The sequence below is a fragment of the Micromonospora sp. DT201 genome (genome assembly GCF_049841575.1).
In the GTDB taxonomy this organism is placed as follows: Bacteria; Actinomycetota; Actinomycetes; order Mycobacteriales; family Micromonosporaceae; genus Micromonospora.
Genome location: NZ_JBNCKP010000012.1, coordinates 104,458 through 126,110, shown reverse-complemented (window position 1 = coordinate 126,110; position 21,653 = coordinate 104,458). Strand labels below are relative to the sequence as shown.

At 69.7% G+C, this 21,653-nt stretch carries 13 protein-coding genes and 1 pseudogene; 2 read left to right on the top strand and 12 right to left on the bottom strand.

Features of this window, described 5'->3' with window-relative positions:
* The 7 genes and pseudogenes from ACLQ28_RS20385 to eccD all read right to left on the bottom strand — a co-directional run.
* A pseudogene (locus ACLQ28_RS20385) lies at window positions 1-1,753 on the bottom strand (hypothetical protein); the annotation flags it as partial.
* An 89-nt stretch (window positions 1,754-1,842) separates the two neighbouring features.
* Complete coding sequence (locus ACLQ28_RS20380; RefSeq protein ID WP_425687865.1) at window positions 1,843-4,293, bottom strand: hypothetical protein; 2,451 nt, start codon at window positions 4,291-4,293, stop codon at window positions 1,843-1,845.
* A 66-nt stretch (window positions 4,294-4,359) separates the two neighbouring features.
* On the bottom strand, window positions 4,360-4,815 hold the full coding sequence (locus tag ACLQ28_RS20375) for a hypothetical protein (protein ID WP_425687864.1): 456 nt from the start codon (window positions 4,813-4,815) through the stop codon (window positions 4,360-4,362).
* Window positions 4,816-5,047: 232 nt separating this feature from the next.
* Window positions 5,048-5,338 (bottom strand): WXG100 family type VII secretion target, encoded by a 291-nt coding sequence (locus ACLQ28_RS20370; protein WP_363719791.1) that lies wholly within the window; start codon window positions 5,336-5,338, stop codon window positions 5,048-5,050.
* 31 nt (window positions 5,339-5,369) lie between these two features.
* Window positions 5,370-5,699: a WXG100 family type VII secretion target gene (locus tag ACLQ28_RS20365; protein WP_363719789.1), complete on the bottom strand. Its 330-nt coding sequence runs from the start codon at window positions 5,697-5,699 to the stop codon at window positions 5,370-5,372.
* 84 nt (window positions 5,700-5,783) lie between these two features.
* Window positions 5,784-7,187 (bottom strand): type VII secretion protein EccB, encoded by a 1,404-nt coding sequence (eccB, locus tag ACLQ28_RS20360; protein WP_425687863.1) that lies wholly within the window; start codon window positions 7,185-7,187, stop codon window positions 5,784-5,786.
* 3 nt (window positions 7,188-7,190) lie between these two features.
* Window positions 7,191-8,549, bottom strand: a complete 1,359-nt coding sequence (eccD, locus tag ACLQ28_RS20355) for a type VII secretion integral membrane protein EccD (protein WP_425687862.1) — start codon at window positions 8,547-8,549, stop codon at window positions 7,191-7,193.
* Between the two features lie 262 nt (window positions 8,550-8,811).
* Between eccD and eccCa the strand changes: the two genes are divergently transcribed.
* Complete coding sequence (eccCa, locus tag ACLQ28_RS20350; protein WP_425687874.1) at window positions 8,812-12,744, top strand: type VII secretion protein EccCa; 3,933 nt, start codon at window positions 8,812-8,814, stop codon at window positions 12,742-12,744.
* Between the two features lie 70 nt (window positions 12,745-12,814).
* Here the strand turns inward: eccCa and ACLQ28_RS20345 are convergent, their stop codons facing one another.
* Both ACLQ28_RS20345 and ACLQ28_RS20340 read right to left on the bottom strand, forming a co-directional pair.
* Complete coding sequence (locus tag ACLQ28_RS20345) at window positions 12,815-14,056, bottom strand: S8 family serine peptidase (RefSeq protein ID WP_425687861.1); 1,242 nt, start codon at window positions 14,054-14,056, stop codon at window positions 12,815-12,817.
* A gap of 153 nt (window positions 14,057-14,209) precedes the next feature.
* Window positions 14,210-15,517, bottom strand: coding sequence for a LysM peptidoglycan-binding domain-containing protein (locus ACLQ28_RS20340; protein WP_425687860.1), 1,308 nt, complete (start codon window positions 15,515-15,517; stop codon window positions 14,210-14,212).
* Window positions 15,518-15,717: 200 nt separating this feature from the next.
* Here ACLQ28_RS20340 and ACLQ28_RS20335 point away from each other — a divergent pair, with 200 nt between their 5' ends.
* Window positions 15,718-16,080 carry a hypothetical protein gene (locus ACLQ28_RS20335; protein WP_425687859.1) on the top strand — a complete coding sequence of 121 codons (363 nt, stop codon included), beginning with the start codon at window positions 15,718-15,720 and terminating at the stop codon, window positions 16,078-16,080.
* Window positions 16,081-16,101: 21 nt separating this feature from the next.
* Here the strand turns inward: ACLQ28_RS20335 and ACLQ28_RS20330 are convergent, their stop codons facing one another.
* The 3 genes from ACLQ28_RS20330 to ACLQ28_RS20320 are packed head-to-tail and all read right to left on the bottom strand — an operon-like array spanning window position 16,102 to window position 21,652.
* Window positions 16,102-18,120, bottom strand: a complete 2,019-nt coding sequence (locus ACLQ28_RS20330) for a hypothetical protein (RefSeq protein ID WP_425687858.1) — start codon at window positions 18,118-18,120, stop codon at window positions 16,102-16,104.
* Window positions 18,117-19,325 carry a VWA domain-containing protein gene (locus ACLQ28_RS20325; RefSeq protein WP_425687857.1) on the bottom strand — a complete coding sequence of 403 codons (1,209 nt, stop codon included), beginning with the start codon at window positions 19,323-19,325 and terminating at the stop codon, window positions 18,117-18,119. The genes ACLQ28_RS20330 and ACLQ28_RS20325 overlap by 4 nt, the downstream gene beginning before the upstream one ends.
* Entirely contained in the window at window positions 19,322-21,652 is a 2,331-nt protein-coding gene (locus ACLQ28_RS20320; protein ID WP_425687856.1) for a DUF5682 family protein, read from the bottom strand. The genes ACLQ28_RS20325 and ACLQ28_RS20320 overlap by 4 nt, the downstream gene beginning before the upstream one ends.
* Window position 21,653 lies beyond the last annotated feature (1 nt).

Genomic DNA, 21,653 nt, shown 5'->3' with positions numbered 1-21,653 from the left:
GGATCGACACACCACCGGAGCCCGGTAGGCCGTCGATCGGCGACGGAATATCGTCGAAGTCACCGGCGCCGGGAAGCCCGGTCGGCGGCTTGGCCGCCTGATTGCCATCACCAGGCCGACCGTTCAGACCACCCAAACCAGGAAGACCACCCAGACCACCACCGAGACCAACCCCGCTACCTCCACCGGGCAACTCGGCACCACCACCGGTCAAGCCGCCTGCGCCGGCACCACCGCCCGGCAGTCCACCGGCGCCGACACCACCCGGCAGTCCACCGGCGCCGACACCACCACCCGGCAGGCCACCAGGGCCGGCACCACCGCCGGTCAGGCCACCTGCGCCGGCACCACCGCCGAAGTCGGAACCAGACGGCAGTCCTCCGGTTGATCCACCCGCACCGCCGTCCAGACCACCGCCACCGACAAGGTCCTCCAAACTGGGACTGCCACCACCACCAACGCCACCACCACCACCGACGTCGGCCAGCCTGGAACTGCCACCACCACCGAGAACATCGGCCAGGCTGGGAGTGCCACCACCACCGCCACCGAGACGACTACCGCCACCGGCAACGTCGCTCAGCTTCGGGCCACCACCACCACCGCCACCGAGCTTGCCGAGAATGTCGTTCAGGTTGGCACCACCACCGCTACCGCCAGCGCCCGCGGTCGGCGGCGGAATCGGCACGTACGTCTGCAGGTCGACCATATTCGTGTAGGAACGCTCAAAACTGTCCCGCAACTCCTTGAACCGCTCAGACATCGCAAGATGCAAAGTGGCCGCAGCCTTGACGAAGGCCGCATGCATTCTCGCGTCAAGCTGCTGCAACGCCTCAGCCGGCTTCTTGAAGTCGTATATACCCGGCTTAGCGCCATCGCCGATGTCGATCTCAATCAGCCACTCTTTGAGGTCTTCCCAAACAATCAGGTCGCCGTTGTCCCATGCCGTGGTGTTCCAGCCCTCGGTGGTTAGCCCCAAATCGTCGATGGATTTCTCGATAGCGTGCATCGCCCGCGCGACCATCGTGTTCGGTTGATTTTCCGGCCGACCCGCGAATTCTGCCCACACCTGGCGGATCTGCGTCCAGAAACGCTGCGCGGCATCACCGTTGTCATGCAGCATCCGCACCCAGTCGTCGGAGGTCTGAAGATCCTGCCGCAACAGCTTCATCTCGCCGTGCAGATTCTTCATCGCATCCGACAACGCCTGGGACGAAGAGCCCTGAAAACCCGAACCGCCGGAACCGAGACGGTCGATCTCGGCCTGGATGCGCTGCGCCGAACCGTCCAACCACATCGACAGATTGTAGAACGACTCCGCCGCCGTATGGAAACTCTGCGGATCCAACGGCAACGGAGTAGGCGGAGCGTCCAAAATGTCCCGCGAATGGGTCCAGAACTCATTCCAGAAATATTCGTGCGGCGAATAGCCGCCACCCGACTTCGAGAACCAGTCGACCCGCCCCTTGATAATCCAGTACGCCTCATGCGAGGCATAGTTGGCCGATACGTAACGAGCGGTCCTCCGGTAGATGGTGAACTCGTTCGCGTTCACCGTACCCATCGAGTCGTTCCACGGCTGGTTTCCGGACTTGATATAGGTACCCGCCAGGGTCAAACTGAGCCAGCCCGGCCGGGTGAACCGCCGACTGTCCATGTCACCGGCGCCGAGCACGTCGATGAGACCCTGCTCCCAGGCCGGCAGACCCATCGGGTCGGTGCCGGGCAGCGTATTGGGATTCGGCTGGGTCATCGGAGTTCTCCACTGAATGCAGAGTCGAGTGGATTCACGCCAGTTCTGACCTGGGCACCCTGGTTACGAATTTTCATGCTCAAGTCCTTCTAGCTTTGCCGGTTGTTCTGCCGGCCGGTTTCCCGGGCCGGGCCGTACGGGGACGCGGGCGTGCCGGGGCCGCTCGGCGACCCGGCAGTACGCTCCCCCACCGAGTCCGGGACCTCATCACGGCCAATGACCCCTGGCATGACGTTCGGATCCGTACCCCACACCTCTTCTTCCTCGGCCAACCAGGTGGTGCGCTCACGCTCCTTCTCCTGCTGACCACCACCTGCTCCCCCCATGCCACCCATCGGCGGCATCATGGGCGGGAACCCTCCCGCGGCTCCGCCCGCACCCGCCGCCCCGGTAGCCCCCGGGATCAAACCGTCCATCCCAGAGGTAGGGGCCACCGGCGCCGGGCCGAGCGCGCCGACCATCAGACCATTCGGCAACGGGGCACTGGGCTGCCCGGTAAGACCGCCACTACCGGACCCCACACCACCCACACCACCCAACTCCGGCAGATCGCCGCCAGCGCTACCACCGAAGAAGTCGTTACCCCCCACCCCACCCACACCCGAACCACCCAGGCCGGGGAACGAACCACCCGAACCCGCACCACCCAGATCGGGAATCGACACACCCGAACCCGCACCACCCAGACCCGGGAACGAACCACCCGACCCCGCACCACCCAAACCGGGAATCGACACACCCGAACCCGAACCACCCAGACCCGGGAACGAACCACCCGCACCCGGCAGGCCATCGATCGGCGACGGAATCTCGTCGAAGTCACCGGCCCCGGGAACCCCGATCGGCGGCTTGGCCGCCTGATTGTCATCACCAGGCCGACCGTTCAGACCACCCAAACCAGGAAGACCACCCAGACCACCACCGAGACCAACCCCGCTACCCCCACCGGGCAACTCGACACCACCACCGGTCAGGCCACCAAGGTCGACACCACCGCCTGGCAGCCCACCGGCGCCGACACCACCACCGGTCAGACCACCGGCACCGGCGCCGGCACCACCGCCGAGGTCGAGACCAGACGGCAGTCCTCCGGTTGATCCACCGACACCGCCCTCCAGACCACCGCCACCGACAAGGTCTTCCAGACTGGGACTGCCACCACCACCAACGCCACCACCAATGTCGGCCAACCCGGAACTGCCACCACCACCGAGAGCGTCGGCCAGGCTGCCACCACCACCGCCAACGTCGGCCAACCTGGAACTGCCACCGCCACCGCCACCGCCACCGCCACCGAGAACGTCGGCCAGGCCGGAACTACCACCACCACCACCGAGGCCACTACCACCACCGGCAACGTCGCTCAGCTTCGGGCCACCACCACCACCGCCACCGAGCTTGCCGAGAATGTCGTTCAGGTTGGCACCACCACCGTTACCGCCAGCGCCCGCGGTCGGCGGCGGAATCGGCACGTACGTCTGCAGATCGACCATATTCGTATAGGAACGCTCAAAACTGTCCCGCAACTCCTTGAACCGCTCAGACATCGCAAGATGCAAAGTGGCCGCAGCCTTGGTGAAGGCCTCGTGCATCCTCGCGTCAAGCTGCTGCAACGCCGTAGCCGGCTGCTTGAAGTCGTAATCCCTCGACCCAAGACCATCGCCGATATCGATCGGAATATACCAGTTCTGGAGGTTGTCCCAAATGGTCAGATCGCCATTCTTCGCGGCGCTCAGGTTCCAGCCGTCGGTCTTCCTGCTGAGGTCGTCAATAGACGACTCAATATCCTTCATCGCCCGCGCGACCATCGTGTTCGGCTGGTTTTCCGGCCGACTCGCGAAATCTGCCCACACCTGGCGGATCTGCGTCCAGAAACGCTGCGCGGCATCACCGTTGTCATGCAGCATCCGCACCCAGTCGTCGGAGGTCTGAAGATCCTGCCGCAACAGCTTCATCTCGCCGTGCAGATTCTTCAACGCATCCGAAAGCGCCTGCGACGAAGAACCCTGAAAACCCGAACCGCCGGAACCGAGACTGTCAATCTCGGCCTGGATGCGCTGCGCCGAACCGTCCAACCACATCGACAGGTTGTAGAACGACTCCGCCGCCGTGTGGAAACTCTGCGGATCCAACGGCAACGGAGTGGGCGGAGCGTCCAAAATGTCCCGCGAATGGGTCCAGAACTCATTCCAGAAATATTCGTGCGGCGAATAGCCGCCACCCGACTTCGAGAACCAGTCGACCCGCCCCTTGATAATCCAGAACGCCTCATGCTTGACGCCGCCCGTGTTCGACACCGAAGCAGCGGTCTTCCGGTAGAGGGTGAACTCGTTCGCGCCCGGCGTGCCCATCGAGTCGTTCCACGGCTTGTTGCTGGCCTTGATGTAGGTGCCGGCCAGGGTCAAGCTGAGCCAGGCGGGCCGGGTGAACCGCCGACTGTCCATGTCGCCGGCGCCGAGAACCTCGATGAGACCCTGCTCCCAGGCCGGCAGACCCAACGGGTCGGTGCCGGGCAGAGTACTGGGATTCGGCTGAGTCATCGAGGTTCTCCACTCAACGCAATGACATCCGCGTCGCCGTCATGAATGAGGTGCGCCGGATCTCGCTCAGGTAGTGGAGCCGCCCTTACCGCCCGCGCCACCCGCACCGGCGCCACCCGTGCCACCGGTGCCACCCGGGGCACCGGTGCCACCCGGCGCACCTGGGGCACCCGGCGTACCCGGCGCACCCGGCGTACCCGGCGCACCCGGAACCGAGGTCGGACCGCCGAAATACGAGTTGAACGCGGCGTACGAGCCGTTCGCTCGCTCGACGTCGTCGCTCGACGCGATGATGTGGGCAATGCCCTGGGCGTGGCTCGACAACCTCTGGTCGAAGGTGGTCAACTTCTGGTCGGCTTGGCCGCCGACCGTGGTGATCCTCGTCTTCACGTTGTTGCCGGCCGTGAACTTGTCCGAGCCAGCCCGGATCTGCAGGAGGCTGAAGCGCTCGCCGTGCGGATGGCCCGGGTCGAGCGGATTCACGCCGGCCCTGACCTGGGTAACCTGGTTACGAATCGTCATCAGCTTCTCCGCCAGAGCCCGGAGGTAAGGCTCATCGACTTTGATCTTGTCTGGCACGGCAACAGGTCCTTTCGGAGATCCAAGGCGGTATTCGTTGGAGAAGATCGATCGGGCGGCACGAGCGCATCGTCCCGTGCCGCCCGCCGGATGCGCGTCGCGCGCTCATCCTTGATCAAACAGCCAGCCGAGGGGCGGACATTGGACGACCGCTGTCCGCCCCGAAGGTGACAACTCAGCGCTGGAAAAGGCCCGCGCCCCGCTGGTCGGTGTCCATGTAGTTGTTGTTGATCTTGACCAGGTTGCTGGCGTGACCCCGAAGCGCGTTCTGCATCTCCGTCATGCCCTGGCTCCACAACTGCTGGGCCTGGTCGTAACCGTCGATCGCCAGACCGCTGTTCGCGTTCTTGAAGACCGAAGCCCGCTGCTCAAGCTGCTCCAGCGACGCCGCCAGCTTCTCGGTGATGCTCTGGAGGCTGGTTGCGCCGTCATCCATTGATGAGGTACGAACCGAATAGTTAGCCATTACGCTTTCCTCCTCGAATTCCGGGTGAGAATCAGGTCCAGCTCGCGGCCGCGGTGGAGACCGGCTGAAGCTGAGCGTGCATGATGTTGTCGTCTTCGGTGCTCTGGGTCAGGTTGGCAAACTCGTTCATGCTGTCCCGAATCGACTCGAGCGCGGCCGACACCTTCTGCAGACCGGCCTTCCACTCGTCGAGGCCGGCGCTGTAGGTGTTCGACGCCTTGCCCTGCCAGCCACTGGCGAGGTCGCCCTGCGTCGCGTTCGCCTGGTTCAGCGCGGTGGCCTGGTCGGAATAAGCGGTACCGAACGCCCTGATGAGCTCGACGGTGGTCGCCTCATCGGTAATCTGCAATCCTGCTGGCATGACACACTCCTAACTGACCGGAAATCACATCAAGCTGAGTACGGGATGACTCATTTCCTGGACGGACGGGCATCTGCCTGTCAATCACCCCCTCGCCGAGGACGGATCGAGCAGCGGCCCGGTCGGCAGCATCTCCAACAGCCGACGCGGCACCGGGCGGGCCACCGTGGTTGGAAAGCCGAGCTGGGCCGCCACCGCCGCCGAACCCACCGGATACTTCACCCCGGTGTCCGTCAACAGGTAGAGACCGGAGCCGGCCGCCTGGCTGGCCCGACCCGCCAGCACAAGACCGCCGAGGCCCGGTGCCACGGCCACCGCGTTGACGGTGCGCGAGCTGAAGGTGACCCCCGCACCGGCCTCCACGTTGCGGGTGGGCGGCACCGGTAGATCCACCGTCACCTCAACCCCACCGTCCGCGATGGACTGCCGCACGCACCAGGTGCCTTGATCCGGGGTGGCCGCCACCCGCGGCGGGGTCGTCGGGAGGTCCGCCGCGAGCGCGGGTCGGCGGGAGACCGGCAGCGTGGCCAGCGCGCCAGGGCTGAGCTCGCTCGGCTGCACCGGCCGCCCGGCGTACGCCTTCGCGGTCTCGGGATCGGCGGCGGCGACCGTGTACGCGAATGGGGTCAGCTCGGCCAGCCCGTCCTGCTGGAGCAGGTAGTGCCGCTCCGGGTTCCCCGGGGTGTGCGCGGTGAACAGCTCACCGACAAGGGTTTGTCGACCGTCGACCATCGGCCCCGGCTTACCCCGCCCCGGTACGTCAGGTGGCCCGATGTCCGGCCCCACCGGGACCGATTCCAGCCAACCAGCCCAGACCGGGAACGCGCCTCCGTCGAAGCCGAGCACCCGGGTCAGCCAGGGCTGGGTCAGCCGCAGTCGCCGCCCTTGCCACACCAGGAAGGTCTGCTCCTCCGATTTGACCAGGATCGCCTGATTCGAGGTGAGCGGCCGATCGTCGCGCGGCCCGTCACTCGACTCGATGTGCAACGTGGCTACCGAGTAGACGGTGCCGGCCTGGTCCGGTTCGACCACCGCGCAGACCGTCCACACCTGCTGATCGACGGTGCCGGCGGTTGGCAGCGCGTCCGGCGCGCCGACGATCCCGAGCGGCTGACCGTGCGCCACCTCCCGCATCGACTTGCGGGACACCGTGACAACCTTCGGCTCCTTGCCGAACAGCATTCGAGCCGAGGTGTAGTTGAGCACCGGCCGGAGCAGCCCGTCGACGTAGACGTACCGGGTGCCGGTCTCCTTCTCCACCACCAGAACGCCGGGCTGTCGCCACGAGCTGGCCCCACCCGGAAACAGCGCGCCGACGACAGTGAAGCCCACCACGACGAGCGCGGCGACCAGCACCCCGACGATCGTGCCCAGCACCATCCGGCGGTTCGGGTTCTCCAGGCCGTCCGGCTCGGCACCGACCAGGGCACCGGTCAACCTGCCCAGCACGTACGTCTGGGCCTCCACCTGGTCACGACGCGACTGCACGGCTCAGCCCGCCAGCGCCCGGACGGCCTCGTACACGCCGAGGGCGGCGAGCAGCACCGGGACCAGGGCCACCGTGGAGACAAGTTGCAGTATGTCGCCGATCCGTCCCCAGTACGGCATGAGCCGACGCTCCGGCAGCCAGCGGCCCAGGGCGAAGAGCACCAGGCCGCCCAGCAGCGGCACCGCGACGGACAGAGCCAGCCGAACGGGTGTAGCGGCCGACGCCACGCTGATCAGAGCCAACACCACCAGCCCGGTGACCGCCGGCAGGGCGTGCGCGAGGCGGTGCCATCCGCTGGTCATCGGCCGCAGGGCCAGCAGCCGGATCAGGCAGACCAGGGCGAGCACGGTCCACGGCGCCCAGCCGCCGGCGCGGGCGAGCACCACCAGACAGACCCCGACGACCAGCGCCATCCCGGCGTACAGGCCACTCATGTACCGGTCGGCCACCGCGGTCCGCGCCAGCAACTGCTCGCTCGGCTCCGGGTCGATGTCCTCCTGCAGGTGCTCCGGCTCCGTCGGCAACGGCGGCAGGTAGATGCGGGCGAGTCGGAAGGCGAGCAGCGGCACCCGGATGGTCGCCACGGTGGCGACCACCGCGATCACCGCAGCGGCCTGCCCCGCGTTGAGCGAGACGAACGCCGCCAGGGCCGACCCGAGAGCGCTGAGGAGCCCGGCCGAGATGATCGCGGCAAAGAACGGTCCCGCCCAGCCGACCAGCATCGCGGTCAGCGCAGCCGTGGTCACCACGGCCACCGAGGCGCTGAACAACTGCGGCGAACCGACGACCAGGGCCGAGCTGTCCCGGGTCAGATCGGGAACGATCATGCCGGCCAGCCCCGCGTACCCGATCGCGCCCACCGCCGCCACGATGCCGAACGCCCGGTCCGCCCCGGCCCGGGTGAGCCCGAAGGCGCCGCCCATGCAGAGCAACAGGACGACACCGGCGCAGATCGCCCGGCCCAGGGGCGGGCCGGACAGGGCCAGCACGGTGGCCCCGAGCGCCAACACGATCGCGAACAACCCCAGGGCGCTCCAGCGGATCATCTCCGGCCGCCACAGGGCGGAACGGCCGCGTACTCCGGTGGCGAGGCCGTCGGCGAGGTCATCGAAGTCCACCGGCGGAATCTGGTCCGAGCGAGGACGTAGGTAGACGGTCTCGCCGTCCTGAAGCCCGAGCAGGGCAGCCGTGCTCTCCTCGTCCAGCGGCGGACCGCCCAGCCGTTGTAGCACCCAGCCGCCATGATCGAGCCCCGCGTCGGCGAGGTTGCCACCGAGGTGGTGCAGCAGGGCGGGAAGCAGGTCGGCGACCAGCACGTTCGTTGGTACGGCGACATCGATCTGCCGACCCGGTCCAGACACGACGAGTCGGCACATCTCCACAGGCGCGGCGACGCTCACGTCCCCCTGACGGCCCGCACCCGCCGCTGGTTCAAATTTTCCTTCATCAGCTTTCGGAACACTTTGACCCGATCGGGTCTCCGGTACGTCGTAGCAGGGGTGGGCTGGTCAGATCTGACGGCCCGACGTGAGCAGAGGATGCGGGCGTCACACCCGCTACGTGGAAGGCTGCCCCTTGAGTACGGTGCTGTTCCGACGCCCCGCACGCCGCAGCGGCCCGGAGATGCCCTCCGGTGAGATCAGTCTCCAGGAGCCCCCGGTCCTACCCGAACCGCAGGGCGGCGGGATGCGGCAGGCGATGATGGTGCTGCCCATGGCCTTGATGTCCGGGGTCATGGTGCTGATGTTCATCAACCGCAGCGGCGGGGCGTTCACCTGGATCATCCTGGGCCTGATGGCCGTGGCGATGCTGGGCATGGTGCTGGCGCAGTTCGCCGTCGGAGGCGTCGAACGCAAGGCGAAGCTGGGCGGTGACCGTCGCGACTACCTGCGGTACCTCGCCCAGAACCGCAAGCGGGTTCGTCAGCACGTGCTGCGCCAACGGGAGGCCACCGGCTGGCAGCACCCGGACCCGCGCTCGCTGTGGTCGCTGGCGATGACGTCGCGGCGGTGGGAGCGGCGGCCCACCCACCCCGACTTCCTCGAAGTCCGGGTCGGCACCGGCGACCAGCGGCTCGCGGTACGGATCACCCCTATGCAGACCAAGCCGATCGAGGACCTGGAGCCGTTGGCGGCGAAGTCGCTACGCCGGTTCATCCGCGCCTACACGACCATCCAGGAGCAGCCGATCGCGCTCTTCCTGCGCGGGTTCGCCCAGATCCGGCTGGCCGGAGAGAAGACGCAGACCCGTCCGGTGGTCCGGGCGCTGATCGCGCAGCTGGTGACCTTCCACGCCCCGGAGGAGGTCCGCCTGGTGCTCTGCGTCGCCGACGACGGGTTGGCCGCCTGGGAGTGGACAAAGTGGTTGCCGCACCTGCAGCATCCCACCAATCAGGACGCCGCGGGTGCCGCACGGCTCGTCGCGGCCACCGTCGAGCAGGTGGAACAGTTGCTCGGCGAGAGCTTCACCACCCGCCCCCGGTACGAGACGGGTGCCACGCCAAGCCGGGACGAGCCGTTCGTGGTCGTACTGCGCGACGGCGGGCGGCTGGGCAACGGCAGCCGGATGGCGACCGCCGGTTACCGCAACACCGTCCTCATCGACCTGGACGACCCGACCCCGGCTGCCGGCAAGGGCGCGCTCTGCCTGGAGGTCGACGGCGACAACCTGCTCATGGTGCGTCAGGACCGGGTCGGCAACGAGGTTCGCAACCGGTTCGCCGCGCCGGACCGGATCGGATCGGGCCACACCACGGTGCTGGCGCGGCTGCTGTCGCCGTACCGATTGGGTGTGGTCACCGAGACCGCGGCGGACAACCTCAAGTCGGACTTCGACCTCAGCGCGATGCTGAGCATTCCCGATCTGCGCCATATCGACCTGGACCGGCTATGGGCGCCCCGGCCGGTCGCGCAGCGGCTGCGGGTGCCGATCGGCATCAACGCCGAAGGCACCCCCGTCGAGCTGGACCTCAAGGAGTCCGCGCTCGGTGGCATGGGGCCGCACGGGATGCTCATCGGCGCCACCGGGTCCGGCAAGAGCGAGTTGCTGCGGACGTTGGTGCTCGCCCTGGCCACCACCCACTCCTCGGAGACGCTGAACTTCGTCCTGGTCGACTTCAAGGGCGGCGCCACCTTCCTCGGCCTCGACCGGCTACCGCACACCTCCGCGGTGATCACCAATCTCGCCGACGAGGCCGCGTTGGTCGGCCGGATGCAGGACGCGCTCCACGGCGAGCTGGTCCGACGCCAGGAACTGCTCCGCCAGGCGGGTGGGTTCAGTTCGGTGCTGGAGTACGAGCGGGCCCGGCTGCAGGGCGCGGTCCTGGACCCGTTGCCCACCCTCTGCGTCGTCGTCGACGAGTTCAGCGAACTGCTCGCCGCCCACCGCGACTTCATGGACCTGTTCGTGATGATCGGCCGACTCGGCCGGTCCCTCGCGGTGCACCTGTTGCTGGCCAGCCAGCGCGTCGACGACGGCCGGATCGGTCAGCTCGAGTCGCACCTGTCCTACCGGATCGGACTACGGACGTTCTCCGCCATGGAGTCCCGGTCGGTGATCGGGGTGCCGGACGCGTACGAGTTGCCGCCCGCCCCGGGCAACGGCTACCTGCGTACCGACGTGTCGACGCTGATCCGGTTCAAGGCCGGCTACGTGTCGGGCCCGTACCGCAGCACCACCAACCGGGTACGCCAGGAGGTCGTGCAACAGCAGGTGGTGCCGTACTCGCTCGAACACGTGCCGTACCGGCAGCCCGAGCCGGCTGAGCCGGCGGACACCCCGGAGGTGGAGGAGGGCGAGACCGGGCCCTCGGCAGCGCCGAGCGTGCTCCACACGGTGGTGGAGCAGCTCATCGACCACGGACCGCCGGCACACCAGGTGTGGTTGCCTCCGTTGGCTGCCACGCCAACACTGGACCAGCTCCTGCCGAGCCTGGTCCCCGATCCCGACCACGGGCTCACCGCGGCCGGATGGCCCGGCAACGGGCGGCTCGCCGCACCTGTGGGCTTCGTCGACAAGCCGTTCGAGCAGGTCCGTGACCTGCTGATCGCCGACCTCTCCAGCGTCGGCGGTCACGTCGGCATCGCCGGTGGACCGCGCAGCGGCAAGAGCACCCTGCTCCGTACGCTGATCAGCAGCCTCGCGCTCACCCACAGCCCGTACGAGGTGCAGTTCTACTGCCTCGACTTCGGCGGTGGCGGGCTCGCCGCGATGGCCGACATGCCGCACATCGGCAGTGTCGCCAGCCGGCTCGACACCGACCGGGTCGGCCGCACCATCGCCGAGGTGACCAGCCTGATCAGTCAACGAGAGCGGCGCTTCGGCGACCTCGGCGTGGACGGCATGCCGACGTACCGCCAGATGCGCGCCGACGGACGGATCACCGACGACCCGCTCGGCGACGTGTTCCTCGTGGTGGACGGCTGGTTCACCCTGCGTCAGGAGTTCGAGGCCCTGGAGAGCGCGGTCCGGCAGATCGCCGCGCAGGGCCTCAACCTGGGCATCCACCTGATGCTCACCGCATCCCGGTGGTCGGAGGTCCACCACGCGATGCGCGACCAGATCGGCACCCGGCTCGAACTTCGCCTCGGCGACCCGGTCGACTCCACCATCGACCTGCGGATGGCCGCCACCGTGCCGCAGATTCCCGGCCGTGGCCTCACCGCCGACAAGCTGCACTTCCTGGCAGCGCTGCCGCGGATCGACGGCGTCGCCGACCCGGACAGTCTCACCGACGGGGTACGCGCGCTGGCGGCGATGGTCGGCGACTTCTGGACCGGCCCAGCGGCACCACCGGTGCGTACGCTGCCCGCGCTACTGCCGGCCGAGTCGCTGCCCGAGCCGCACGGCGACATACGGATCGCCCTGGGTTTGGACGAGGCCGGGATGCAGCCGGTCTGGCACGACTTCGCCGACCTGCCGCACCTGACCGTGCTCGGCGACAGCGAGAGCGGAAAGACGAATCTGCTGCGCCACCTCGCCCAGTCGGTGACGAGCCGGTACACCCCGGAGGAGGCGCGGCTCTTGATCGTCGACTACCGGCGGCAACTGTTCGACGCCGTTCCAGAGGCGTACCGCCTGGGGTACTCCGTCTCCGTCGACTCCACCAAGCAGACCATCGCGGACGCGGTCGCCGGTCTCGGGCCCCGGATGCCCGGCTCCGACGTGACCCCGGAACAGCTCCGACGTCGGGACTGGTGGACCGGCCCCCGGCTGTTCATCCTGATCGACGACTACGACCTGCTCGCCGGCCACGACAACCCGCTGCTGCCGCTGGTGCCCTACCTGTCGCAGGGTGCGGACATCGGCTTCCACCTGGTCCTGACCCGCGGCGCGGCCAACGTCATGCGGATGTCGATGGACCCGCTGATCCGCCGGCTCCAGGAAACCAACAGCCCCGACGTGGCGCTCTCCTGCCCGCCCAGCGAAGGTCCGTTGCTCGGCAACACCAAGGCGCGCCACCTGCCACCCGGTCGGGCGCTGCTCTGCACCCGCCGGGGTGCCCGGCTCATCCAGACCGCCTGGCGGGAGCCGGCGGCGGCGGAACAACCCGCATGACGTTGCGTGGGGGCTGGACGGACGTCCGGCCCCCACGCCGTCCTGAACCACCAGCCGCGCGAGGCGGCGCTCAGGAGCGCCAGCGGCGGCGCCGACCCCATTTGACCGTCACCATCAGCAGGTACGCGGCGACAGCCACGCCGACCGTGCCGGTGGCCGCCCAACCGGCGATCCTCTTCGCCGGGTCGGCCGGTGCCGGGGCCCGCATCGGGACGAACGCCGCCTGCTCCTTCGGCTGGGGCGTCTCGGCGAGGTCAAGCACGGTCATCGCGCTGTACAGGTCGAGAGTGCCGTACCCGACCTCGGGTGTGGGCCACTTCCCGAGTGGGTGTTCGGCGGTCAACTCCAGCCGACGTCGCACCTCGGCCTCGGGAAGCTGCGGGTAGTAGGCGCGCACCAGCGCGGCGGCACCGGCCGCGTACGCCGCCGCCACCCCCGGGCCGCCGACCGTGTAGTGGCCGGCCCCCCTGGGCGCGACGGTGACCGCACCGGCGGCCGGGGCGAGCAGGTCCACTCCGGAAGCTTCCACGGACTTCTCAGTCGGTACGCCCTTCATGTCGATCCCGCCGACCGCGAGGACGTTCGGGTCGGAGGCCGGGTACCACGGCGGAGGATTCTGCCCGACCGCCGACGGCTTCACGTCGGAAACGGAGGCGACCAGCACGATGTCCCGGGCCAGGGCCGCACGTACCGCCGCCCGCAGATCCGCGTCCGGTGTGGGGGTGCCGACGCCGAGCAGGACGACGTCCGCCCCGGCCGCAGTCGCCGACCGGATCCCGTCGGCGATCGCTCCCGGCGCAATCTCGCCCTTGCGGTCCACGATCCGGATGGGCAGGACGGACACACCGGGGGCGACCCCGACGAACACGCTTCCGGTGACCGGTCGCGCCGCCACGATGCCGGCCAGCGCGGTCCCCCGACCGAGGCAGTCCTGATCGGCCCGGCCGCCGCCGACCACGTCGGTGCCGCGCTGGACCGCCCCGGTCAGCCCGGTGGCCGCAGCGCTGACCCCGGTGTCGACCACCGCGACCACGACGCCGTTTCCCCTGCTCAACGGCCAGACGTCGGCCGGGGCCATCCGGCCGACCGCCCACGGTGTGGTCTTGGCCGCGACCGGTGACTCGCCCACACAGGCGCCGTTGCTGACCTGCGGCAGATCGGGTGGCTGCGGCTCCGGCGCGTACCGGGCCAGCGTGGCCTCGTGCACCGCACCGAAGGCTCCGCCGCTGGCCCGGGCCGGCTGCGCCGGCAGCGCGCCGCTACCGCCGATCAGCAATAGTGCCGCGACGGTCACCCGCACCTTCGCCCTCACCGGTGCCCACCTCCGCTTTCCTGACACACCCGCGACTCGCCGCATCGTCGACTGCACAGCGGCACTCGTCCCGACGACGCTGCCGACCGCTTCCCGGTTCAATTTCGCGGAAAAGTGGCGCAGCGCTCGGGGCCTTGCGGGCACCCTCGTCGGCTACTGCTCGGTCACCAACATCGACCAGCGGCCCCGCAGCACCTCGCCGACCAGCACCGGCACCACCTGGTGCCGGGTACGGGCAGCCAGTCCCCGTGCGGCGGCCAACTCGGCACCCCGCAGCCCGCCGCTGAACAGCACTCCCGGTGCGCCCAGGAGCGCGATGTCGTGGTCGTCGACCGGGTACGCCTCCAGCCGCCGATAGCCGGACGGCAGGTCGGCGCCGAGCGCGTCCCCGACGACGGTCACCACCACTCCGGCCTTGCTGAGCTGCTCCGCGAAGGCCAGGGCCTCCCGGCGGGCGGCCGTTGGCGTACCGGTGACGGTGAAGATGCCCGGTGCGGCGCCGAGGTCGACGAAGAACCGCCACTCGTCCTGCCGGCCAAGCACCACCGGCATCGTCGCCGCCGGGAGCGGCTCGTCCCCGAGCCAGGCGTACGGGGTTCCGGAGGTTTCGGAGTTCATCCCGAGGAGTCGTACGTTGAGCCGGTCCGGCAGATCTCCGGCCAGCGGTCGGAGGTCCACCACCACCCGGCCTGACGTGTCCAACGTCGGTCGTCCGGGTGTCACCGGACCGCTCTCCTCCGGGTTACTGGGTGCCGGCTCGGCCGCACCCGACGTCGGAGCGTCTGACGCCGAAGCGGCCGGTGCCGAAGCGGCCGGTGCCGGATGGGCCGGCCGGGCCGCAGGCTCGACGGCCGTCCCGGCCGGTACCACCGGATCGCGCTCTACTGGAGTCGCCCGCCCGGCCCCATCCACCGGCGCGGCGGTGTTCCGCGACCGGCGACCGCCGCGGAGCAGCCGCAGCACCAGCGCGATCACCAGCGCCATCACCAGCAGGCCGGCAGCGCCGATCAGGTAGGGAGTGGCCCCGCCGCCTGACGATTCGGCGCTGTCGTCGGCGGAGCGGTCCGGTTCAGCCGGGGACTGTGCCGGCAGCGGGCCGATGCTGACGCCCGGCCCGGTCGCGTCGGGTGGCAGTTGGAGAATCCAGCCCGGCTGCAACGCTGACAACGGATCAGCGAGTTGCCCGCCGTCGGGCTGGCGACGGTCCCGGTTGAGGTCGAACAACTCCCGGAACCGGTTGCCGTCGCCGAGTGTCTGCGCCGCGATCTGGTACAGGTACTCGCGCACACCGTTCTGGGGCTGCCCGACCACGTAATACCGTGGCACTCCGGGGCTGACCGCCGGGCCGGTCGCGCTCGGAGTGGGCGTCGGTGCCGGTGCGGCAACTGCCGCCGAGGGCACGAGCAGCGGCCCGGCCAGCGGGACGATGCCGAGTAACAACAGAACGAACCCGGACAGCACCCGACGCCTGACGGTGCCGGGCCGCGACCCCCTCCGGCCCCACTCGCCCCGAGAAGGCCGGGTCATGACCCCGCTGCCCATTTCCGCACCATCCTTCGCTGATCCACACCGCCAGTGGTCCGCCCAGACCGTACGCGAGCCAATCCGAGCACGAGACGCGGTAGCCTCGTCCCGGCCTCGTCAGCCGCGTGGAGGTGGGTGTGGACGTCTCGTACAGCCTGGTCGGCATCCTCGACGAGGACGGCGCCACCGTCCACTACCGCAGGGTCGAGCTGCCCCTCGACCCCGACACCACGGTCGCGGTCGTGCGGGCCATGTTCCGTCGAATGTTCACCGCCGACCCGACCACCCTTGACCGGTACCGCCTGCCCGACAATCCGTCACCTGACCCCCGTCACCCGCACCACAGGATCCCGCCGCGGGTCCAGGCCGACCTGCGCGCCGTCGTCCCCGCCGAGCAGGACAAGTGGCTCTACCTGGTGAACCCCTACACCAACCAGTTCCACGTCTTCGAAGCCGACATTGACCGCGCCTGGCAACACCACGGCACCCACGACCTCTGACCCGACCGCGGCTCCCACTGCTCAACACAGCTCGGCCGCCAGGCTGAGCCGCAGGTAGGCGTCGACCCATGCGCGGGCCGCCTCTTCCCCCCGATCGGGGCCCAACGTCCCGGCGAACCGCTCCACCGCGTCGCTGATCCGGGGCATGCCAACGGTCGAGAGCGTGTGGGCTGAGCCGCGCAGCCGATCGGTGAAGGTCGTGGGCAGGTGCGCGAACCCCCGATGAGCCACCTCGGCGAGCAGCGCGAGTTGCTCCCGTACGGTGTCCGCCAGCGCGTCGGACCCGCTCGACTCGATCTCCTCGACGGCCGCGCCGCTGTGCGCTGGTGCGAGGTCGGGCACGACCAGCCGACCGTCGACGGCGAACGCGAACGGGTCGACCAGAAGCTCACCACCAGTGCGACGTACCGCGCCACTGACGTACCGCACCGGGCCGTGCGCACCACGCAGTGTCGCCGCGATCGTGTCCAACCGGCCGGGCGTCACCGCCGCGTGGGTAGCGGTGATCGTGGCGGTGTTACCCGCCTGGTCCGCCACCACCGCGTCGAGCCGCTGCTGTCCGGCCGAGTAGCGCAGCGACCGGATCTCGGCGATCTGGACGGCGCGCACCAGCTCCGCCTCCACCCGGGGACGCACCACCGCCGGGGGCAGTGCGGTGAGTTCCGCGGAGAGAACGGCGAGATCGGTCACCGTCACGGCCCGGGGGAGGCTGCCCCACAGGCCCGGCGAGGGGCCGACCGTGGTCTGCGCGACCCGGCTGGTCGCCAACCGGATGGTCCGGTTGGCGCTGCGGATCGCTGACTCGGTCACCACGACCCCGTTGCCGAGGGCGCTGAGGGTGGCACCGCCGACGCGCCGGTTGGCCAGTGTCGGTCCGTCGACAGCTCCGGTCCAGGCCCGGCGCAGCACCAGGACGGTCGCGCTGTCGGCGTGCGCGAAGAAGACCTCGGCCACCCGTTCGTCGCCGATCGCCCGGACACGGCAGCCGAGGCTGTCCAGTCGGACCCGACGCAGGGGCGTTTCGGCCGGCTCCTCAGTGCCGAGCACCCGACTGCGTGGGCTGGCCCCAGCATTGGCCACGGCCCGGTGCCGGGCGTGCAGTTCGGCGAGCAGCCCGGCCACCGTGTCCGGACGGTAGCGGGTGCTGCGGTCGTGATACGCCGCCAACTGCCCGGCGAGATCGTCGACCGCCAGCAGCGGCCACCGCAGGCCGGCCGCGTCGAGTTGGCGGCGTACGTCGGCGATGACGGCCGAGATGCCCGGGCCCAGGTGCACCGCGCCGTCGCGCAGCACAGCGTCGGCGAGTTCCAACGCGGGTTCCAGACCGGTGCGGCGCATCCCGGCGGCGGTTACGCCGCCGACCTCGACCTGCGCCTCGGGCACGCCGGGAACGGTTGCGTCGGCGACCCGGAACGCCCAGACGGCAAGAGCGATCACGTCGTCGCGCGCGCCGGCCACCACATCGGTGTGCACGAACCCGAGGTCGTGCGGTACGAGGAAGCGCACCGTCGCGGTGCTCAACTCCACCTGTGGCACCGGATCGGTGGCGCTGGCACGCCGCACCCGGGCCACGTATCCGGCGTGTTCGGCCCGCCGGGCGGCGGCGAGCAGCCGCGTGCCGATTCGGGTGGCGAGCATCTCGTCGGTGAACGATCCCGGCGACCAGTCGGCCACCGCCGCGGCGGGCTCGCCCGCGTCCTCAGCAGGTGCGGCGACGGTTGGATCGGCGTCGGCACCAGCGCCGGCGTCGCTGTTCTGCCGCTGGTAGGTGAGCACGAGTGCGACCAGGTGGCGACAGGTCCCGTTGGCGCCGCAGCTGCAACTGCCCGTGTCGAGCCCGCCGGTGGGCAGGCTGGTGACGACGGCTTCGGCGAAACGACCGCGCACGGTGCCGTCCGGGTCCAGCTCTACCGCCGGTGGCGCCTGGTCGACCTCCTTCGCCGCCCGCTTGACCAGCCCTCGGTTGGTGAGCGCGGCAAGCGCCTCCGGGGTCAGGGCCAGCAGGTCGGCGCGCGAGCGGGCAACCGCCTCCGGGCTCATCCGCCGACCGTCTCGGCGACGAAGTTGGCCAGCTCCCCCGGGGTCATCGCACCCACCGAGGCACCGACGTCAGCCAGCCGCTGGGCGGTTTCCCGGTCGTACGACGGGTTCGCCTGCTCGTCGAGCGCGGCCAGGCCGAGCACCCTGGTGCCCTGGGAGACCAGGTCGCGGACGATGCGCACCAGCCCTGCATCGTCACCGCCCTCGTAGAAATCCGTGATCAGCACGACGATGCAGCGGCGGGGTTGTTCGATCAGCTGGGCGGCGTAGTGCACCGCCCGGGCGATGTCGGTGCCCCCGCCGAGCTGCACCTTCATCAGCAACTCGACCGGGTCGTCGATGTCGCTGGTCAGGTCGACGACATCGGTGTCGAAGGCCACCAGATGCGTCCGCACACCGGGCAGACCCCAGAGGCAGGCCGCGGTCACCGCGGAATGGATCACCGACGCGGTCATCGAGCCGGACTGGTCGACCAGGAGAACAACCTGCCACTGGTCCAGGTGCCGGCGGGCCCGCGAGATGAAGTACGGCGACTCGATGAACAGTCGCCGCTCCTCGGGCCGGTAGTGTCCGAGGTTCTTCCGGATCGTCCTGGTCACGTCGAAATTGCGGGCCTGTTTGAACTGGCTCGGGCGGCGTAGGCGCGTACCGGAGAAGGCCTGTCGCACCTCGGTGGCGAGCTTCTCCACCAGCTGCCGTACCACCGTCTCGACCAACTGCCGGGCCAGTGCCAGCACCTCGGGATTCATCAGGTGCTTGGTACGCAGCACAGCCCGCAGTAGCGCCGGGTTCGGCTCGACCCGACGCAACACGTCCGGGTCGGTGACCACATCGAAAATCTCGTAGCGTTCCACCGCGTCGCGCTGCAGTCGCTCGATGGTCTCCTTCGGGAAGAGCCGGTTGATCTCGTCAAGCCAGTCGACCGTGGCCACCTCGGACGGCCCGGCCTCGCCGGTGCGAATCTCCCGCCGATCGAGGTCCTCGTCCCGGCCGTAGAGCCAGTCGAGGGCGGCATCCCGGGCTCTGGCTTCGGCGCTCATCCGCTGACCGCCGAGGCACGACGACCCCGGAGCGCCGAGGACCAGCCGCCACCGTTCGAGAGTCGGGTCCAGCGCACCGGGCGGCCCGCCGGAACCTGGCCCGCTTGCGTGTGCGCGGATCGGTTCGGAGTGGGTGGGCGAGGGATCCACTGCCCGGTCGGTCATGGGGTGAGCAGTCCTTCCCGAGTCAGCGCGGCATCCACCCGCGCGTCGAGTGCGAGCCCCGCGGCGGCCAGGTCGGCGGCCACCGGAAGGCGCAACAGACCGCGCCCCGAACCAGCCATGCCACGTCGCGCGAACAACCTGCCGGCGATGGTCTCCCGCTCGCGGGGCGGAAAGAACTCGAAAGCCTGCCGCAGTGCCGGCAGCGCCACCGCGAAGTCCCGGTCGTCGAGCGCGCCCAACTGGTCGTCGAGCACCTCGAGAATGCCCTGCTGCCCCAGCACCTCTTCCCGGGCAAGGGCGAACAGCCCGGCCAGCCAGTCGCCGACCGACGACGGCACGAAAGCGCCGCGAACCGCGCGCACCGGGTCGCCCATGTCGTCGGGGCTGAGTGACCAACAGAAGCCGAACGCGGCACCGCGCAGGTCCGGGGGAACCTCGGGATCCACGGCGAGTCGTCCGGCGACCGCCAACGCGGCGTCCCGATCGAGGTCGACCGCGCTGGTGGCGTGCACGATCGCGTCACGCACCGCCACCAGCGCGGCGATCCGCGGCAGGTCGGCTGGTGCGGCGCCACCCCGGATGCCCTCGGCCAGCCAGAGTGCTCGGGTCACCCCGGCCTTGATGACCACGCCGAGCGTGTCGCTGCGCGCCGTGCCGAGCAGCCGGTCATGACGCCAGAGCGCGAGCATCACGGCCAGCATTCGGCCGATCGCCCCGATCTCGGGGGCCGCGGCGATGGCCCGGCCGACTTCGGCCAGGACCCGGGCCGACAGTTGCGCAGCCCCGGCCAGTGCGGCGTCGAAGACCACCTCGGCCAACTGGTCCACGTCGCCGCCCGCGGTGACGACCCGCTCGCCGAGGAACGCGCCGGTCGCCTCGATCAGAGTCGGGCCGTAGCCACCGGCCTCGATCAGAGCCGGCAGTCGGGTCTCGTCGTCTCGTACCGTCCAATCCTCCACCCGGACCGGGTCGATGCCGGTGGCCGGGCCGCTATGCCGGACGAAGCCGGGAATGCCGAGCACGCGCAGTCGGTGCAGCGTGTAGCTGCGCGTACGGTCCGGGTCCTGGCCCAGGGTCAGCTGCAGCTTGCCGGGCTGGTCCAAGCCCTGTCGCCGCAACTCGGTGGCGACCTCGTGCACCAGCGGCGGTGTCGGGGTGGACGGGTGCAGCCGGCCGACCCGAGTGCCGCTGAGCGCGGCGACCATCTCGACCACCACCGGATGTGTGCCGGTGCGCAGGGTGCCCCGCCCGGCCCACGGCAGAGGCACGTCGAGTGCCTCGCCGACCAGCGCGGTGGCCAGCCCGTCGAGCACGTCGGTGCGAGCGGGGTGCTGGTGGCCGCGCACTCGGGACAGTCCTTCCGCCGAGGCCCGGGCGGCGATCAGGCTGGCGGTGGAGACCGGTTGCCGACGCTCGCGTAGTCGGCCCACCACTGCTGCCATCAGGTAATGGGCGGCGTGCTCCGGGCCCGCCTCCCACAGGTGTCGGTAGTATTCCGGGGAGGGCAGGCCCGACTGGTAGCCGTCGAACGCGTCCATCCGACGAAACGAGTACGGCACCAGGTAACTGCCACCGGTCGCCAGGTCGGGACGGGGCGGCACCGGCGGCCAACCATCGCCGGCCTCCCCGTTCCCGGCCGCCCCGGTCTCGTTTCCGGCAGCCTCGGTCCCGGGCGCTCCATTTTCGGGTTGCGAGGTAAGCCGGATCAGTGCCGGCCGGTGGAATCCACCGGTGACGACCACTACCGGCCGTTGCCCGGCGGCGGCGACCGCGGCCCGGATCCACCCGGCCATGTACGCCTCGCGCTCGGCGTCCTCCGCACCGACGTCCAGGTCACCCCGGACCAGGTCGAAGTAGGTGGCGAGCCGTTCGGCCAGCCGGTCATCGGGTTCGATCTCGAAGAGGTGATCCCAGAGGGTGTCGATGTTGTCGACCGCGAAGGTGGCGCAGAGGCGTTCGATGACGTCCAGGTAGCGCCGCTCGGCGTCGGCGTACCGATTGCGCCTTCCGGCGAGCGCCGGGTGCCAGCCGGGCAGGTCGATGAAACGCAGCTCGGCGCCGACCGACCGTCCGGTGGTCAGCGCCAACCACTCCGGCGAGTAGCCGCAGAACGGCACCCACGAGGCGTGCTGCCGATCCTCGTCCCGGTAGCTGGTGAAGACCGCCACCGGCAGCTCGTGGTCGAGCAACAGTTCGTCGAGCCGGCCATTCATGTCCGCTGGCCCCTCGATGAGCACGTACGCCGGACGCAGGGCCTCGATCGTCCGCTCGACCAGCCGGGCACAGGCGGGGCTGTGGTGCCGTACTCCGATGAAGGTCGCCGCCACG

Bases quoted from the DNA above. Each gene is read 5' to 3' on its own strand.
- ACLQ28_RS20325 (WP_425687857.1), bottom strand. From the start codon at position 19,325: ATGACCGACCGGGCAGTGGATCCCTCGCCCACCCACTCCGAACCGATC.
- ACLQ28_RS20330 (WP_425687858.1), bottom strand. From the start codon at position 18,120: ATGAGCCCGGAGGCGGTTGCCCGCTCGCGCGCCGACCTGCTGGCCCTG.
- ACLQ28_RS20375 (WP_425687864.1), bottom strand. From the start codon at position 4,815: ATGACGATTCGTAACCAGGTTACCCAGGTCAGGGCCGGCGTGAATCCG.
- ACLQ28_RS20370 (WP_363719791.1), bottom strand. From the start codon at position 5,338: ATGGCTAACTATTCGGTTCGTACCTCATCAATGGATGACGGCGCAACC.
- ACLQ28_RS20380 (WP_425687865.1), bottom strand. From the start codon at position 4,293: ATGACTCAGCCGAATCCCAGTACTCTGCCCGGCACCGACCCGTTGGGT.
- ACLQ28_RS20365 (WP_363719789.1), bottom strand. From the start codon at position 5,699: ATGCCAGCAGGATTGCAGATTACCGATGAGGCGACCACCGTCGAGCTC.
- eccCa (WP_425687874.1), top strand. From the start codon at position 8,812: ATGCCCTCCGGTGAGATCAGTCTCCAGGAGCCCCCGGTCCTACCCGAA.